This is a genomic window from Alteribacillus bidgolensis, from assembly GCF_002886255.1.
GTDB lineage: Bacteria > Bacillota > Bacilli > Bacillales > Marinococcaceae > Alteribacillus > Alteribacillus bidgolensis.
Window position 1 is genome coordinate 2,788,269 of record NZ_KZ614149.1, and the last position, 17,694, is coordinate 2,805,962.

At 41.8% G+C, this 17,694-nt stretch carries 16 protein-coding genes; 5 read left to right on the top strand and 11 right to left on the bottom strand.

Annotated elements, in window-relative coordinates; genetic code table 11:
• Positions 1-123: 123 nt before the first annotated feature.
• From CEF16_RS13890 to CEF16_RS13935, 10 genes are all read right to left on the bottom strand, one after another.
• Positions 124-687 (bottom strand): shikimate kinase, encoded by a 564-nt coding sequence (locus CEF16_RS13890; protein ID WP_091583363.1) that lies wholly within the window; start codon positions 685-687, stop codon positions 124-126.
• 65 nt (positions 688-752) lie between these two features.
• Complete coding sequence (locus CEF16_RS13895; protein ID WP_139185929.1) at positions 753-1,973, bottom strand: hypothetical protein; 1,221 nt, start codon at positions 1,971-1,973, stop codon at positions 753-755.
• A gap of 210 nt (positions 1,974-2,183) precedes the next feature.
• Positions 2,184-3,383, bottom strand: coding sequence for a CaiB/BaiF CoA transferase family protein (locus tag CEF16_RS13900; protein ID WP_091583356.1), 1,200 nt, complete (start codon positions 3,381-3,383; stop codon positions 2,184-2,186).
• Entirely contained in the window at positions 3,384-4,217 is an 834-nt protein-coding gene (locus tag CEF16_RS13905) for a sugar phosphate isomerase/epimerase family protein (protein ID WP_091583354.1), read from the bottom strand. It lies immediately after the preceding gene.
• A 115-nt stretch (positions 4,218-4,332) separates the two neighbouring features.
• Complete coding sequence (locus tag CEF16_RS13910; protein ID WP_091583351.1) at positions 4,333-6,096, bottom strand: thiamine pyrophosphate-binding protein; 1,764 nt, start codon at positions 6,094-6,096, stop codon at positions 4,333-4,335.
• Entirely contained in the window at positions 6,093-7,097 is a 1,005-nt protein-coding gene (locus CEF16_RS13915; protein ID WP_091583349.1) for a zinc-dependent alcohol dehydrogenase, read from the bottom strand. Before CEF16_RS13915 ends, CEF16_RS13910 begins: the two co-directional genes overlap by 4 nt.
• On the bottom strand, positions 7,087-7,854 hold the full coding sequence (aroD, locus tag CEF16_RS13920; RefSeq protein ID WP_091583346.1) for a type I 3-dehydroquinate dehydratase: 768 nt from the start codon (positions 7,852-7,854) through the stop codon (positions 7,087-7,089). Before aroD ends, CEF16_RS13915 begins: the two co-directional genes overlap by 11 nt.
• A gap of 13 nt (positions 7,855-7,867) precedes the next feature.
• Positions 7,868-9,298 (bottom strand): aldehyde dehydrogenase family protein, encoded by a 1,431-nt coding sequence (locus tag CEF16_RS13925; RefSeq protein ID WP_091583344.1) that lies wholly within the window; start codon positions 9,296-9,298, stop codon positions 7,868-7,870.
• A complete protein-coding gene (locus CEF16_RS13930) occupies positions 9,295-10,146 on the bottom strand; it encodes a citryl-CoA lyase (protein ID WP_091583341.1) in 852 nt (283 codons plus the stop codon). The genes CEF16_RS13925 and CEF16_RS13930 overlap by 4 nt, the downstream gene beginning before the upstream one ends.
• Positions 10,147-10,157: 11 nt before the next feature.
• A complete protein-coding gene (locus tag CEF16_RS13935; RefSeq protein ID WP_425428027.1) occupies positions 10,158-10,937 on the bottom strand; it encodes an IclR family transcriptional regulator in 780 nt (259 codons plus the stop codon).
• Positions 10,938-11,445: 508 nt separating this feature from the next.
• Between CEF16_RS13935 and CEF16_RS23320 the strand changes: the two genes are divergently transcribed.
• The 5 genes from CEF16_RS23320 to CEF16_RS13955 all read left to right on the top strand — a co-directional run bounded on the left by CEF16_RS23320 (position 11,446) and on the right by CEF16_RS13955 (position 16,217).
• Positions 11,446-11,712, top strand: coding sequence for a hypothetical protein (locus CEF16_RS23320; RefSeq protein WP_139185928.1), 267 nt, complete (start codon positions 11,446-11,448; stop codon positions 11,710-11,712).
• 367 nt (positions 11,713-12,079) lie between these two features.
• A complete protein-coding gene (locus CEF16_RS13940) occupies positions 12,080-13,138 on the top strand; it encodes a Bug family tripartite tricarboxylate transporter substrate binding protein (RefSeq protein ID WP_170031942.1) in 1,059 nt (352 codons plus the stop codon).
• A 15-nt stretch (positions 13,139-13,153) separates the two neighbouring features.
• A complete protein-coding gene (locus CEF16_RS13945) occupies positions 13,154-14,203 on the top strand; it encodes a tripartite tricarboxylate transporter substrate binding protein (RefSeq protein ID WP_091583333.1) in 1,050 nt (349 codons plus the stop codon).
• A 19-nt stretch (positions 14,204-14,222) separates the two neighbouring features.
• On the top strand, positions 14,223-14,708 hold the full coding sequence (locus tag CEF16_RS13950; RefSeq protein WP_091583330.1) for a tripartite tricarboxylate transporter TctB family protein: 486 nt from the start codon (positions 14,223-14,225) through the stop codon (positions 14,706-14,708).
• A 12-nt stretch (positions 14,709-14,720) separates the two neighbouring features.
• Entirely contained in the window at positions 14,721-16,217 is a 1,497-nt protein-coding gene (locus CEF16_RS13955; RefSeq protein ID WP_091583326.1) for a tripartite tricarboxylate transporter permease, read from the top strand.
• Between the two features lie 770 nt (positions 16,218-16,987).
• On the opposite strand, the gene CEF16_RS23810 is transcribed toward CEF16_RS13955, so the two are convergent.
• Positions 16,988-17,134 carry a hypothetical protein gene (locus CEF16_RS23810; protein WP_170031945.1) on the bottom strand — a complete coding sequence of 49 codons (147 nt, stop codon included), beginning with the start codon at positions 17,132-17,134 and terminating at the stop codon, positions 16,988-16,990.
• Between the last annotated feature and the right edge of the window lie 560 nt (positions 17,135-17,694).

Consider the following 17,694-nt stretch of genomic DNA (forward strand, 5'->3'; position numbering starts at 1 on the left):
CCTTTCTGAACAGATTGTAATTGATGCAGTATCAATACTTTTATCCTCTTATTCACTAAAAAAAGAGAGTACCACATTTTAAGTAAGTACCCTCTTGTTTATATGAAAAATGTCTGTTGGTTTTCAGTCAACAATATACGGCTGATACCATTCCCAGCCGAGCTTCAGCAGGCTGACGATTTCATCTGCAACCTCTTCTTCGTTCATGGAATCGGTTTTTACTTGAAAGCTGTTTAGATTATAGGTGCTCTGCCGCTTTTGAAAAAGCTCTTCTATTTCTTCCATCGATTTATTATGAAGAACAGGACGGTTATCAATAATCAAGCTTAACCGGTCTTTCCAGGAGTCCCACGTAAGATCGAGCGAAATCACAATGCAATACTCCATGCATGCTTCTCTGATTTCGTCTTGGGTATATGCCCCGCCGCCAAGAGAAAGAATCTTTAGGCGTTTGTTTTTACAGTAGTCGATGGAAATTTCCCGTTCAATTCGGCGAAATTCTTCTTCCCCCTTGGTGCGGAAGATCTCCGAAACTTCCATCCCGTATTTTTCTTCAATCACCTTATCGATATCTACAAAATCGCGGTACAGCTTTTTAGACAATCGTTCTCCAATGGTCGTTTTCCCTACTCCCATAAATCCAATAAGAGCAATGTTTCTTTCTCTTAGCGAAGGTACATTTTCCATTGAACACACTCTTCCTCTTCCCGTAGATTATATTTCTTTATTCTACCCAATGAACGATTTAAGTGTCAAACCACTTCGAGAAGTTTTGTTATCCCGTAAGCTGCCGAAATATTCCAGACCATAAAAAGAAACGCAAACAAAATATTTTTTAAGCTGACTTGATAAGGATTCAGATTGATATACATGCCCAGTACGGCCGGCGTCACATTAAACGGGCCGATCATCATCGTACAAACCGCCGAACTTACAATCGTAAGGGTTAACCCAAACGAAAGCTCATCTACAAAAGGATCGATGAACGGGATGAGCAATGCTATCGTAACAAGCGGATGGAAGCCGATAAACGCAAGTCCAAAAATAAACATCCCGATAAGCAGAAACAGAAGAAAATACATATCTGTTTCATACACGTATTGAACGATCGTATTAATATATGCAAAAGGGCTTGTATATGGCATTAACTCCACGAAAAAGCCAGCCGACAAGAAAAGAAAAAACATGCCGTGAAGCTTATCTTTGTTGTTTTTTGCCATTAAGTAACCGAGCCTGCTATAGGCTTTAGGTTTTTTTATAGCGATGGACCAGGCAAAAGAAAAAGGAATGATGGTTACGGTCACGATAAAAAGAAAACCAAGGTCGATCCATTGGTTTCCCGTTAACACGATCATTATAAACGCCAGTACGGCCAGGCCCATTTCGAACCCTTTCTTTTTTATAGGGGACAAGCTTTCTGGATCTTTTTTCGTTTCTTCTTGTCTTAACGTATAACGGTTCCATTTTCTTTGGTGCAGCCGCCAATCAATATAAAGAAATAACAAACTGTTCACCCACAGCACCGGCAGCAGCCATAAATAACTTTGTCCTGTAATATCAAGTGTCATGGCAAGTAAAATTTCAGTAGGACTCCAAAATAATACGAGCGCATAAGGCCTTAATATCCCATGTGTAAAAAATACTTGTGTGAACGTCTCTCCAAAATCCTTTACTTTATCGCGCACGGAGCTAATAATAACAGGAACGGTTGCAACGTTTAAAAAAATGGTCAGCACATAGGTCGCAAACGAGGTTTTTTTGTAAAGTGCACCAGCGTCCTCCGTTTTCATTCCAATCATCCGGCTTAAGGTTTTGTCATAACGGCCCAGTTTAATAATCGCATTCATAAAGGGAAGGACAAATAATAACGCCAGCAGCCCTAACAACGAACTGAAATACGTTAAAAGCTCAAGCGAATATAATCCTTGTGAAAAAACGGCAATAAGGCCAAGCCCTAAAAAAATAAGACCCACTGTTTGAAATAAACGCCCTGCCTTGCCTAATGTGAATAAAAGGATGATGATAGATAAAATGCCAAGAAAATAGCTTATTATGGGCAAGGACAACACTTGATTAATAATATATAAAAATAAGATAAAAGCATACAAATAGAAAATCGTTTTTCACCTGCTTCCTGATGCAATAAATTCATCGGCATGGGCGTCCCATACCGATGAATTCGATTAAATAACTCCTTTATCTTTCAACTCCGAAATTTCTGCTTCAGAATATCCGAGCATGGATGAAAGCAATTCTTCATTGTTTTCCCCAAGATCCGGAGAAAGATTTCTTACACTGCCCGGTGTTTTTTCAAACTTCGGTACGATACCAGGTGTTTTTATTTTTCCTAATCTTGGATGTTCGAGTTCAATAATATTATCTCGGGCTTGATATTGAGGGTGTTCAAAGATATCCTGTATATTGAGGATCGGGCTTACTGGAACTCCGTATTCGCCTAAATACTCTACCAGTTCGTCCCGTTCCTTGGTTTTCATCCAATCTTCTACGATTTGTACTATTTCTTTGTCATTTTGCAGTCTGACTGAATTCGTATAAAATTTTTCATGTTCTAATAGATCTTCTCTGCCCATCGCTTTAGCAAGACGATTAAAGGTTGTGTCTGTACTTGTTACTAACACGACATAGTGCCCATCTTTTGTCTCAAACGTTCCGGCTGGGCTCGAATGGCCGCTTAACCCCGGCGCGCGTTCTCTCACTTTTCCGAGCTGATCATATTCTGCTACAAGAAACTCCATCATCCGAAATACTGTTTCATAAAGAGCAATGTCTATCATTTGTCCGGTGCCGTTCTCATTGGTATCTCGATGATATAAACCGGTTATGGCTGCAAAAGCAACGTAAACGCCAGTAATATAATCGGTTAATGAAAAGGATGGACTAACAGGTGCACGATCAGAATACCCCTGTAAATAAGTAAATCCGCTGAACGCTGTGGCAGGGGTACCAAAGCCTGCTTTTTCTTTATAAGGGCCGGTTTGTCCATATCCTGACACCCTGATCATAAGAAGATCAGGATTTATTTTTTTCAATTCGTCATAGCCTGCTCCCCATTTTTCCAAAGTGCCGGGCCGAAAGTTTTCAATAAGAATATCGACTTCCGATGCGAGCTTTTTTAAAATTTCTATCCCTTCGTCCGTATGCAAATCGAGCGTAAGAGATTTTTTGTTTCTGGAAAGTCCCGGCCATCTCAGCGGCTCTTCTCCTTTAAATGGGCCGACATGCCTTAAGGTATCTCCTTTTCCCGGCATTTCCACCTTAATCACTTCTGCTCCGAAATCTCCTAATAAAACAGAACCATACGGGGCAGCTATCATGGTTGATACGTCTAGAACTTTTACTCCTTCTAATGGTGTTCCAGCCATTTACTTCACCTCCTGCTTTGTCAGTGGATGTGTGTTTAAATAGTCCTTGGCTGATTGCAAACAACGCCTCGCAAATTCTTCATTTCCCAATTCTTGGGCAAGTTTTGCATTTGGCAGCTCGATCGAGTAAGGAATGTTTGGAATTCTATTGACGATGCTTCCTACATCAATACCGCCTTCTCCAAGTAAGGAACGTTCCTCTCGAAGCACCCGGGTCATTTCAGGTTTCCATGCCGGAATTTCTCCAGGCGCGTTACAAAGATGAAGATAACGGAACCAATCACGCGGCACTGCATCTAAATCTTCCACATTATCCTTTGAGCGGTGGAAATGATGAACATCAATCATGAGTCCGGCATTTTTCTGGTTTACGGTGTTCAAAACATCTAAAGCACCATCAAGATTATGAACACTTGCAATTGGTACAAATTCAAGCTCTATCGTTAGTCCAAATGGTTTCGCCAATTCGCAAATTTCTGTGAATCGCTCAATCGCGTAATTTCGATCATCTGTCCAAATGCTGCTGAGAACATGACGTCCTCCTAATTCAGCAGCCACTTCCATTGCAGGAAGATAGCTTTTTGGATCGACCCCGTCATAGACTTTAGCCAGTTCAATATCTAAAAGTTTCATTCCTGTCTCAAACATGGCCTTTTTGGTTTCACGAAGCATCTGTTTGTTTTCCGCCAGCGCATAATTGGGTTCCCCAGGCAGACCCATGTAAATGGGACGGAAGCTGACAAAATCATAGCCGGCCCTTGCAGCAAGGTAGGTCATTTCTGGCGGTGCACAGTCTAGTACGGTAAGGTGAGCTAGTGAAAATTGTCTTGTCATCTCATACTCCTCCTTTGAAATTTGCAAAGCTTCTTTTTCAGCCGGGATAGGTTTCCTGTTACGGATTGCCCGAGTGACTGGACGCTGCAGCAAAAGGTTATTGAATCGTTTCCTATTAATCTACAGACACGTGATGAATCTTCTTCCCTGGAGAATAAATATCCATAATGTTCCAGTGTCCGTCTGTTGGCACCGGTTCGTTTTTCATCGAAACATCAAGTAAGAATGGCTTGTTGCTTTGAATTGCTTTTTTAAGTGCCGGTTTAAATTCTTCTGCTTTGTTGATTTTTACACCATCTACGCCGTAACCCTTTGCGACAGCTGCAAAATCAGGGGAGTACGATTCACCGTCTTTTTTAAATACGGTTCCATAGGTAGTACCATAATGACTTTTCTGCAATCCAGCGATCGTTCCAAACGCACTGTTATTCATCACTACCCAAATCACAGGAATATTTTCTTCAACTGCTGTAGCCATGACAGATGGATTCTGCCCAAAGCCACCGTCGCCAATCAAGGAAACAACCACTCTTTCAGGGTCTGCTAATTTAGCACCGAGCGCTGCCGATGAACCAAATCCCATCGTAGCGTAGCCTCCCGGGGTTAAAATAGTACCTGCTTCATAAGCCGGGAACTGCTGCCCTACTCCGTTTTTGTTCCAGCCAACGTCGGTTGTAATATACGCATCTTTTGGCAGTGCTGCACGAACGTCCGCTAAAATACGTTCCGGACGAAGCGGGAAAGCATCACTCTTTTGATGTTCTTTGATTTTTCCGAAAAATTCTTTACGATAGTTAGCAATTGCTTCTTCCATTTTTGGATTTTTTCTACCCTCGGGGAGCATCTCTTTTGCAACTCTATTCAGTTCAGTTAATGCTTCTTTTAAATCTGCTACAATACCGAGTTCTACTGGATAGTTTCTTCCAAGCTCTTTGCCGTCAATATCAATGTGGATGAGCTTTGTGTTAGGAATATCAAAGGTATATTCTGGATACCATGAACTGGAATCTGCTTCAGAAAATCGGGTTCCGAGCGCTAGAATTAAATCGGCGTCACGGCAATTGTCATTTATGAATTTTGTACCCCAGAAGCCTGTCATGCCAAGGGTAAGAGGGTGCACATCTGATACAGCGCCTTTTCCCATTAACGAATAGGCAACCGGAATGCCCAGATGATCCACCAGTTCACGAAGTTCCTCGGCAGCATCAGCCAGCATGATTCCTCCACCTACATAAAAGACAGAGTCTTTTGCTTCTAGTAATCTTTCAATGACTTGACGCGCTTTTGCATCACTAATCGATGGCTTTGTTAACTCTTTATTGTTCTGCTTTACCCGTTCAAACAACTCTGTATCAACCTCAGCCGAGAAAATATCCATTGGCACAGATACAAGCACAGGACCCGGACGGCCGTTTTGAGCTAAAGAAAAGGCTTTGTCTAAAATTTCTGGGAATAAGTCTGGGCGGTCAACTCTCCATGCCCGCTTTACAAAAGGCCGATAGATTTCATATTGAGACGCATCGGCATGCAAGTTCACTTCTTGGTGAGGATGTTTTCCGTAATAGTGAGAAGGAATATCTCCTGCGATAACGACCATCGGAATAGAATCTAAAGCCGCGTTTGCTACACCTGTTGCTGCATTGGTCAACCCCGGGCCAAGGTGAGAAAGAACGACAGACGTTTCTTTTTTTGCTCGGGCATATCCATCGGCAGCATGAGCAGCAATCTGCTCATGCCTTACATCTATAAACCTCACAGAACTATTTTCAAGCGCGGAGAGAACTGCGATATTCGTGTGCCCGCAAAGTCCAAAAATGTGCTCGACGTTATTATCTTCCAAGTAGCTTACCAACTGATGAGAAACAAGATCTTTTGTCATGAAAGCCCCTCCTTAAAATCGATTAATACTTTCCCTGCTGTACCAAAAAGAGCCGTTTCAAAGGCTTTTTCATAGTCAGAAAACGGATAAATTTCGGAAACAACGTGAGAAAACGGTTCCGGGTTATTTTTTAGAAAATGAAGCGCTCGTTCGAAATCTTTTGGAAAATCATAAATGATCGAACCAAACACCGAAACTTCACTGCGCACCAATTTATTCACATCAATATTTACTGGCTCACCAGTAATGCCAACCGCCAGGATATTTCCTCCTGGTTTTACGACATCAAAGGACTGTTCGATTGTCTTAGGCACACCAGCTGCTTCTACTACATGATCATATTCTTCTTCTAACATCTCAGGCAGGCCGGCTTTAATCTCTTTATGGACGTCCATTCGTTTTAATTTCTCTTCATTAATATCTACGGCAGTGACGTCCGCTCCTAATAGATTCGCTAAGATGGAAGAAAGCATCCCTTCTGTGCCGCACCCTAACACAGCGACCGTATCTCCTTTTTCAACCGTTACGTTTCTAAATGCATGAACGACAACGGCAAGCGGCTCTATTAATACGGCTAATTTGCCGTCCATCTCTTCTGGTATAGTTAAAAGATTTGTGACAGGTACATCAATATAGCTAGTAAACCCACCATCTTTTGTTACGCCTAAGGTTTGTTTGTTACGGCAAATGTTTTTTTTCCCTTTGTGGCACAAATCACATTCGCCGCATGACAGATTTGGCTGTACGACTACTTTTTGTCCTTCGGTGAAAAGCCCTTTATCATCTGCCTCCACCACGGTTCCATACAGTTCATGTCCCATCACTACAGGGTAGTTGGCGTGAGCCAGCTTTCCTTTATAAACACTCAAGTCGCTTCCGCATATGCCGCCATACTCTGTTTTCACTCTTGCATGGCCTTCTGCTGCCTTCGGCTTGACAGCAGCTGATTCTCTGTTAAATGTGTATGGCCCGGTGATGACTAGAGATTGACTAGCTGTCATTGCTCAAATATCCTTCCAATTGACGAACCACTTCGATTGGGATTTGCCCGGGAGCGGAACTTTTGCTGCCGACCGCAAAAGTAAGCGCAGAACCGAATTTCCAGCCTACTAAACGGGTTAATCCCCCATCTACACCCATTGACATGGTAATCACAGGAATATCAAGATCGGTGTGAGCCGTCTGTGTGATCTGAAGGACCGATAGAACATCGGACATATTATTTGGCATCACAGCAAGCTTCCCAATATCTGCTTTATAAGCGGAGGCTTTCTCCAATTTGTTCAGCATTTCTTTTTCTGAAGGTGTCTCGTTAAAATTATGAAAGGATAGGATCACTTTTACGTCGTTTTGCTGCGCGGCTTGTTTAATAGCGTCAATGTCTGCTTTATCATTTTCTACTTCGTAATCAATAAGATCTGTGCTTTTCGTTTCGCATACCTTTTTTAACAGTTCGACTTTCCCGCTTTCATCAAGCGGTATTTCCTGCCCGCCCTCTTTAATAGAACGAATCGTAAAAATGAGCGGCAAATCTCCTAGCTTTTTTCGTATGCTAGAAGCTGTGTTGACAACGGCATCGGCATCGGCGATGTTTTCAAAAAAATCAACCCGCCATTCCACTACATCCGGTTTCTTCGTAACGATGGTTTCTGCCTGTTCTATCAATTCGGATTGGTTTTTGCCAACCATTGCCGAGCATATCGTTGGTTTTCCGCCAGCTAACACTGTATTCCGTACTTTTACTTCTTTTGCACTCATGCTTTCACTCCTCTTAGCTATCTAGATGAACAATCATTTTCATTTCGGTCATCTCTTTGACAGCGAATCGCGGACCTTCTCTTCCGATACCGCTATTTTTCACGCCGCCATACGGCCAGTGATCTAATCTGAAATTTGAGGTGCCGTTTACAACGACGCCCCCAACATCCAGTACTTTGGATGCTTTTTTAATAACATCAAGGCTATTGGAAAAAATACCAGCTTGCAGCCCAGTATCAGAGTCATTAACCTCTTCTAAAGCTTCATCTAAGTTCTCATAAGGAATAATACTGACAACCGGTCCAAACACTTCTTCGCAAACGACTTTTGCCTGTTTTTTCGGATTAAAGATCACCGTAGGCTCAAGAGATGCCTTATTGATTGTACCACCTGTTAAGATCTCGGCGCCTTGCTCTTTTGCTTCTTCTATCCAGCTTTTTACTCTTTGAGCGGCCGCTTCATCTACAAGCGTACCAACGTCCGTCTCTGGATCAAGCGGATCTCCTGTTTTTAAGACGCTTACTTTTTCTGTTAACGTTTCACGAAAACGGTCGATAACCGATGTGTGCACGTATATTCTTTGAACAGAAATACAGCTTTGACCGGAGTTGCTGAAGCCCGTTTTGGCACAAAGTCCAGCAGCCCGTTCGATATCAGCATCTGCATGAACAATTGTTCCAGCGTTTCCGCCAAGTTCAAGCAGAACTTTTTTCATTCCCGCTCGGTAAGAAATATCTGTTCCGCCTTTCAAACCGCCAGTAAAAGAAATGAGATTAGTACGGCTGTCTTCAACGATTTTCTGTCCTACTTCCACTCCGCCGTATACGACTTGAATCGCTTTCTTTGGATATCCAGCTTCAATCAGCAATTCTACAAACGCATTTGCAATCAGAGGCGTTTGCGGAGCAGGTTTTAAAATAACCGTATTGCCGCCAGCAAAGGCAGGGCCAATTTTATGGACCATTAAATTAAGCGGTGCGTTAAATGGTGTAATTGCAGCGATAACACCTGCAGGAACACGGAACGTCATCGCTGTTGCTTGTTCTCCTCTTGTCGAAGTGCTTCCTGGAATGGTTTCCCCCGTTAACCGCTTTGCTTCTTCTGCTGACTGCTCTAATGTTTCAAGTGATCTCGATACTTCATCTCTTGTATTTTTTAATGTTTTTCCTAGTTCCGAAGATAATAGATAAGCAAACTCTTCTTTTCGTTCTTCTAATAAAGAAGCGGCTTTTTTCAAAACGGCAGCTCGTTTGTGTGCTGGTAGGTCTGCCGTTTCGTGTTTTGCATTCACTGCACTTTGCAGAGCATTTTCTACGTCTTCTTCTGTCGCAATAACTTGTTCGCCGACTGTTTCTCCTGTATATGGATTTTCGACCGGAACGGTATCCCTGTCTCCAGCAAGCCATTCCCCATTTACGAATAATTTTGCTGTTTTTATACTCATCGTACCTCTTCCCCTCCAGATAGCTTTCGGTTTTCAACGCCTGTATACTTCACGAGCTCTTCATCATTTGGGCAAGGTCCTTTTACGAGTACACCGGTCTGCATTTCTTCAAATGCATGAGCGGCGATGCCCATCCCGCGTGATAGCGCAAAAATTCCTTTCGCGGCTTCAGCCGGCAGTCCAATTTCACATTGAATAGCTGCAGCAACGCCGTCAATATTCATCGTGATTGAACGCTTCTTTTTCTCCGCTAACAGACGGCGGTATTGTTCGGCTATATCAAGGTAAACTCCGGAGATCTCCTTTTCAGCTGCCATAGGTTCTGCTAATTCATAAAGGCGGTTCACTCTTGGGTCATCATCATGGAGCTGGTGGCCGATTCCTGGAAGTTTTTCTTTTTTGGAAAGCATGTCATCAAGTTTGCTGTCTATGACTTGGTAGAGATCTTTCCCGCTTTCTCTCGCTTCTTCCCATGTTTCATAGAGAAGTTTCATACCTTTTTCTGTCGCTCCTCCATGAGAATCTCCGAGCAGATTGATTCCAGTAGCGACCGCTGAATTAAAAGAAATTCCGCATGTGGCAGCCATTCGGCCAGCCGCTATCGATGGAGCACGCGGGCCGTGATCAGCCCCTGCAACTAAAACGCTTTCAAATAATTTAGCTTTTTTTTCATCGAGTATATCTCCACATAATAGAAGATACAGCATTTGCCCATAAGAAATATTGCCTATTAAATCTTCCATTTTGTATCCTCGAATATTTACTTCATTTTTTTTAATTTGGCTGATTTCTGTTTGCCACCAGCCCTCTCCTTTTTGATAGGATTCAAGCGCACTTCTGCCAGACATACAATACCTCCTTAATTTTCTGCTGTTTTACTGAATGGATATCCTAAATAATTAGATATTTCCATAGCAGCCGCTACCAGGCTTGTTTTTAAATCAGGTAATTCATGCGGTTTAAAACGGCTCGATGGCCCGGAAACCGATAATGCTGCTACCATATTTCCATCAATATCAAAAATCGGCGAGGAAGCAGCAGATGTTCCTGCTTCTCTTTCATCAATGCTTTCTGCATACCTTTCTTCCACGATAGTTTTAAGCTCATTTTTCAAATCTGCTTTAGTATTTTTTATAGGCTGTTCAGCCATTGCTTTTTCTAGAAATTCTTTTGATTGATAAGCGAGCAGTACTTTTCCCCCTGCTCCGACAGTCACAGGCAGCTTTTGACCGATGCTTACCATATGTTTTACAGACTGCGTGCTTTCGTATTGTTGAATACACGTTCTATGTTCTCCGTCCAGCACGTAAAGGTTAACCGTTTCTTTTGTTTGATTGCGCAGTCGTTTCATCGTTTCTTCTGCTACCGATCGAAGTTCAATCGACTGCCCGGCTACGTGGCCAATAAAATATAACTGTCTTCCGAGCCGATATTTTGAGGTTACTGGATTTTTTTCCACAAAATGATTCAGCTCGAGCGTCGCCAATAATCTCGTAGTCGTTGATTTGGCGAGCTCTATTTTGTTTGCTATTTCTGTAAGCGTAAGTTCCGGCTCCTCTCTATGAAAGCAATTTAATATATCAATCGCTCTTTGCAGCGTTCGTATACCTTTTGGAGATTCACTCTTTTCCACTGTTATCCCTCCTTTTGTTTTATCTAATGGAATCTCATTTCGTTTTACGGAACTTTGAATTCATTCTAAATTGCTTCTTTTATTATTTCAAGTATTTTTTTACGATGAACATTTTTGTTGTTCATTTTCCGTGGATATTTGCTTTTTTGGTAATTTGATGATGACAAGGGAAGGATTGTTTGATAGAATGTTCCTAATTCAAAAATTCCATTTGGTAATACCCTTTTCCATTAGATGGTACAATTATAACTATTATTGTATCCGTTTTCAATGTGTGCAGGGTAAACGTCATTAATCATTCTTAGTGGGAGGTGTAAGAAATGAATACAGATGTGGTAGGTATGAATCCAGAAGGAAAAGAAAATTAGATTATCGTAAAGAGAAAAATGTTATATTAATGGTCGGACACCAAAGACGATTTTAAAATGGATAAGCTGCGCCCGTTTCTGTTTTCCGAGGAAAATATGCTTTAGATTCTAACCAAAGATCATGAGTATTAAACGAAGCGTGAAGGTTGAATACAGGAAGCGTTCCATTACTTATTAATGGAATTCATGACATTGATATCCTTCGCTATGTAACTGGTTTAACGATTGAAAGTTTATGCTGCAGATCGGAAGACGCTTCGAAACCATCCCGTAGAAGACGCTGCTTTTATTATTTTGATGCAGGCAGGAAGGAGCAGCGATTAATTATTCTATCTCTGATGGCGATCTTCTCTATGTTCTTATGTATTAACTTGAATAAAAATCCGAAACATTATCATTACAAAGAAAAATGATTTGTGGTTACTTTTTCGGGACAAAAGGAAGTATTGCTTTTCCAAGTTTCAGAGTTTTTTCGTATGAGGAGGATAAATTCCGCTTTTTGAAATTATGCATTTTTTTGATTTTTCATGGTGACGCGATTATAAAGGTCTGGTACAATACTTGTAACAAAGTTCCATTGAATAATAATCCATTCCATCTAATGGAATTTTAATTTTCTGTAATTTGTAAGCGTTGCCAAGTAGCCGCCGCTCATTTCTTATGGTAATTTTATATAAAAATGTAACGCTTTGAAAAGATTTTGTCGTATTAAGGAGAAAATTATTTATATTTGTTATATTTATCTTTATGAAACGATTAATCTTACAAGGAGGAATTGTAATGTCTATGAAAAAAAGAGTGAAATTAATAGGATCATCACTATTTTTAACCCCTATGCTTCTTCTCGCAGCCTGCGGTGGAGGCAATGATACAGGAGCTTCAAATGAGGATGCAGAAAATTACCCAGAACGTGACATCAGCGGTGTAATTCAATGGGGCGAAGGCGGGGCCACAGATAACATTTCGCGTACGCTTGCTCCGCTTGCTGAAGAAGAACTAGGCGGCACCCTTGTTATGGAAAACCGCGAAGGCGCATCTGGTGCTACAGGCGCTCAATATGTATATGATCAGCCGGCTGATGGCTACACGTTATTATTTGGTGCGGAAAATCCAAACCTTTATCAAGTGCTAGGTATTTCTGAAAGAGATTACTTAACCGATTTTGAACCAGTAAGCATTATCGGCCAGAGCTATGCAGGAATTGTCGTAAAAGAAGACTCTCCATTTGAAAGTTTAGAAGATTTAATTGAATATTCCACTGAAAATCCTGGAGACATTACAATGGGGACTTCTGGTGAAGGCGGCCTTCCTCACGTGGCAAGCGCGATGCTGCAAGCGGAACTTGGAACCGAATTTAACCAAGTGCCTTATAACGGAGACGGTCCATTAGCTACCGCATTACTAGGGGATGAAATTGACGCTACCGTCCTTGCCGTTTCAGCTGCACAAGAATACGTAGAGTCCGGTGACTTTCGCATGTTAGCTGTCATTAATGATGAACCGCTCGATTCTGCACCGGATGTACCAGCTATTACCGACGAGTATCCTGAGTTTGAAAAATACTTGCCTTGGGGACCATTCCAGGGAGTTTTCGCTCATAAAGACACCCCGGACGCCATCATAGACAAGCTGTCAGATTCATTTGAAAAAGCCCAAGAAGACGAAGAATTCCAGGAAACGTTAGAAAATCTCGGTGTAAATCCATTGAATATTAACGGAGAAGAAGCGATTGAATATCTTGAACAAAACCGCTCTACTTCCACTTGGATGCTGTACGACGCAGGAGCAACCGAAACATCCCCAGAAGAATTTGATATTCCAAGAGTAGACGAGGAATAGATTTGGAGGAAGAAAGTGATAAAAAAGAATATAAAAAATCTATCATTGTCCTTAGCTGTTATGCTTACTGTTTTTCTCACAGCTTGCGGCAATTCAAACAGTACTTCAGAAACAGACGCATCTTCTTATCCTGAAAAAGATATCGACGGAGTTATTATTTGGGGGGAAGGCGGAGCAACAGACAATATTTCCAGAACATTAGCTCCTCTTGTCGAAGAGGAACTTGGCGGATCTTTAGTTATGCAGAACAAAGAAGGCGCAGCTGGAGCAATTGCGACGCAATACGTATATGATCAGCCCGCTGACGGTCACACGCTTCTGTTTGGAGCGGAAAACCCAAACCTTTATCAAGTGCTCGATATCTCAGAAAGAGATTACATGAACGATTTCACACCGATAAGCATTTTCGGACAAAATTTCGGAGGCCTTGTCGTGCACGAGGACTCCGAATTTGAAACGATCGAAGACGTCATTGATTTCGCAAAAGAAAACCCTGGTGAATTAAATATGGGCTACTCCGGTGAAGGAAGTCTTCCTCACGTAGCTAGTGCTATGCTAGAAGCTGAGTTAGACACAGAATTTAATTACGTTCCTTATGACGGTGACGGACCTCTGGCAACAGCTCTATTAGGAAAAGAAATTGATGCCACTGTTCTGTCTGTGTCAGCAGCTCAAGAATATGTGGACGCAGGAGATTTCCGCATGCTGTCTGTCATTAACGATGAAGCATTAGAAACGGCATCAGATGTGCCTCCTATCACAGAGTCCTATCCTGCATTTGAAAAATATTTCCCGTGGGGGCCTTTTCAAGGAGTATTCGTTCATAAAGATACACCAGAGAGCATTGTAACGAAATTAACGGATGCTTTTGAAACCGCACAAGAAAATGAAGAATTCCAAAATACATTAGAAAGCCTCGGTGTCGTCCCGCTTAATATAAACGGGGAAGAAGCAGTAGAGTATGTGGATAAAAACCGGTCTACATCTACCTGGCTGCTGCACGACGCAGGTGCTGCTGAAATATCTCCTGAGGAATTTGACATTCCAAGAGTAGACGAGGACTAAGACAAGGAGAGAAACCACCATGTTTTCATTCAAATCATCGCTCCCTGGAATTTTTATGGTTATTGTTAGTCTGCTTGTATTAAGCCAGGCTGTCGTCATGGAAAACCAATCGATTATAGATCCGGCAAGCGGAAGCTTTTTTCCCGCTCTCATTGCTTTAATTATGCTTTGTGCCGGAATCGTTACGATTTTTCAAGATCGCTCTTCCACCCAAAAGAAAGCAGCAAAAACGACAGAACAGGAGAATGAATCAAATGAGGCTGCAGCTGCAGAGACATTTACGAAAAAAGATTACAAGTTAATTCTGACCTATTTCTGTCTCGTAATTGGTTTTGTCATCTTGCTTCCTATTTTAACGTTTTTCCCAGCTGCTTTTTTATTTTTAGCAGCCAGCATGTTCTATTTAAAAGGGATATCCTGGCTGCTCAATGTAACCGTCTCTTTAGCAACCATTGTTGTAATCTACTTTTTATTTTCGCAGTTGTTTAATATTGTGTTTCCATAAGGAGAATTCACCATGGATATCCTACAACAATTTCTTACACCATTTATTAATGTAGAATTGCTGCTTTTAGTGGCTGTCGGGACACTGGCTGGCATTTTTGTCGGTGCTATTCCCGGGCTTTCGGTAACGATGGCCGTTGCTCTTTTGCTGTCTCTTACCTATTCCTGGGACATGCTCCCGGCGCTTGCCTTGATGCTTGGTATTTATTACGGAGGCGTTTTTGGCGGATCAAGAGCAGCTATTCTCGTCAATATGCCAGGCTCTCCATCCTCAGTAGCAACGTCTTTTGACGGCTTCCCTCTTTCGCAGCAAGGAGAAGCTCGAATGGCCTTAACATTAACAACCATTTTCTCGTTTATCGGAGGTCTCGTCGGGGTTGCAGTCTTGGCTACCGCTGCTCCGCTTGTATCAACGATTGCGATCCAGTTCGGGCAGCGCGATTATTTTTTACTTGCGATGCTCGGGCTGTTATTAATCGGTAGTTTGAGCCAGGGATCGATGGCAAAAGGGGTGTTTGCTGCTGGTGCCGGGATCATACTAGGTCTGGTCGGCATGGACTCAATCGGAGGGGGAAGCCGTTTCACCTTTGGTTCCCTGCAGCTCATGAACGGCATTGATTTTGTCGTAGCGATTTTAGGGTTGTTTGGTATGTCGGAAATTTTATACCAGCTGAAAACGTTAAACGAAAAAGGGCAAACAGTCACGTTAAAGAAAATGGTGTTTCCGCCGCTTCGTTTTTTGTTTAAATTTTTACCGCTGTCCATGCGTGTATCGATTATGGGGGTTTTAATTGGTGCACTTCCTGGTGCAGGCGGTGAAATCGCAGCACTGCTGGCTTACGACCACGCCAAGCGGACGACGAAAAAACCGAACCGGCCGTTTGGAAAAGGCGCGTACGAAGGGGTTATTGCCCCAGAAGCGGGTAACAACTCGGCAATTGGCGGGGCGCTTATTCCGTTATTGACACTCGGTATTCCAGGTGATGCGGTGACCGCCATCTTCATCGGTGCCTTGTTTATTCATGGGCTGCAGCCTGGACCGATGCTGATGGAACAAAGCGGTGACTTGTTTTGGGTCATGGTTGGCTCTTCTGTTTTGGCTAACGTCTTTCTATTGATTTTTGGCTTGTTGGTCGTAGGTATCTTTATTCGAGTCGTAACGATTCCAAAACAAATTCTGCTTCCCATCATCGCGGTCATTACGGTCATTGGTGCATATGCCTTGAATAACAATATAACCGACGTGTATTGGATGCTTGGCTTTGGGATAGTCGGTTTCTTTATGAAAGTCCATAACTTCTCGGTAGCACCGCTTGTGTTAGGTCTTATTTTAGGCCCGCTCATTGATACATCATTCCGCCGTGCCTATATGGCCGCCCAGGAGCCTTCAACATTCTTATTAGGGTTTGTGAACTCCCCGATCAGTATCCTATTAACGCTGGCATTTGTATTTACTATTTTCTCCCAAACAAAAATGTATGGCAGAATGAAAGAAAAGATGAAAAAATAAATCGGGATGTAAAGAGCCGTTTCCAAACGCACATTGGAAACGGCTCCTTTTGACGTGATTAGAATAATTCCAGGGGGGCCTCTATTATTTTTTATTGTCCTGTTTTTATGTAGTTATTGCTTTTATTTTTGAATGTTTTCCCGCTCTAGTAAAAGTTGTTCACCTTACAAAAATAATAACTCTGATGCTGCATCGATGATATTCTAGTAAACGTTATCTCCTATCACATCACACAAAAAGTCTATGTCACTTTGAGCAATAATTCAGCAACGTTTTTTTAAAAAATTGCCCGCAATCTTTAGCGCTGACTACTTTTATATCACCTTTCCCCTTTAATACGAGCTGTTTTTCTTAAATGCAAAAATAAGCGGGTTAATGAAAGATAAACCTGCAATTTTCAGAAATAAATAAGAAGAAACAGCGTCACCTGCGAGGTTAAATTCGTCTACAATATTTCCACTTGAATAAAGAGTGATGGCCGATATGCAAATAGAAAGGAGGGAGATACTGGTAACAGAAAAAAGTTTCATGAGGTTGTTTTTTTGAAAAATAACGATGAACAATATAACTAGTGACGCAATGGTTAAAGCTACAAACACTGGTCTTAAATTCCGGATATACATATTCCACTAATATCACCTTCTGTCCAATAAATCCAACTCATTTTTGACGTTTTTTTCCTTTGAAAATAGTATGCTGGCAGCACCATTTCATAACCCAGCATACCTGCAGTTTTAAATGAATTCCAGCCTCTCGTTAAAATTCGGAACTTATTTATCAAATTCCTCCGTCTTTCCGTCACGCGTTTCTGCTATTATTTTCTCAAAATAGAATGAACGGTAGTTTCCATCGTAAATTGGGGTTTGACCAGAACCATCTACATTTATTCGATAAATAACGCCGTCGTTTGCATACACGACTACCCTTCCATCTATATAAAAATGATAATGGTCTACACCGCTGAATCCGGTTTTTTCACCTATTCCAATTCTGTCGAGAGATAAGGAAGCAATAACTTCTTTATTTGAGCCATCAAGATCGGAACGGACAAAATGAACGTCTGTTGAATCAATATTACTCTGATCCTCTTTTTCTAAATAATAAAGCTCGTTCCCAATAACGGAAAAATTAGAGTAAGACCACGTTTCTCTCGAATCAGCAGGGTAGGAATCAGGACTGCCGAATAATTTTGTCTTCTCGCTTCCATCCAGTCGTACTCTGTACTAGTCATTATTATACATTTCTTCCACTTCTGAAGAAGTATTATGAACGACAAAGTACAACAAGCTGTCATGATAAATTAAGTCGTTTTCTTTCCCAGCCCAGGAGCAGAATTATAACCTTTTACTAAAATCGCAATAATCACCTTCGAAGTCTTGTTCCTCGAGGTCCAAGTAAAAGTTATCGAATTATATGAACTTCTTCCTGCCGAAGTCTTGATTTTGCTTTTTAGTGATAACGCTCTATCTGGACATCC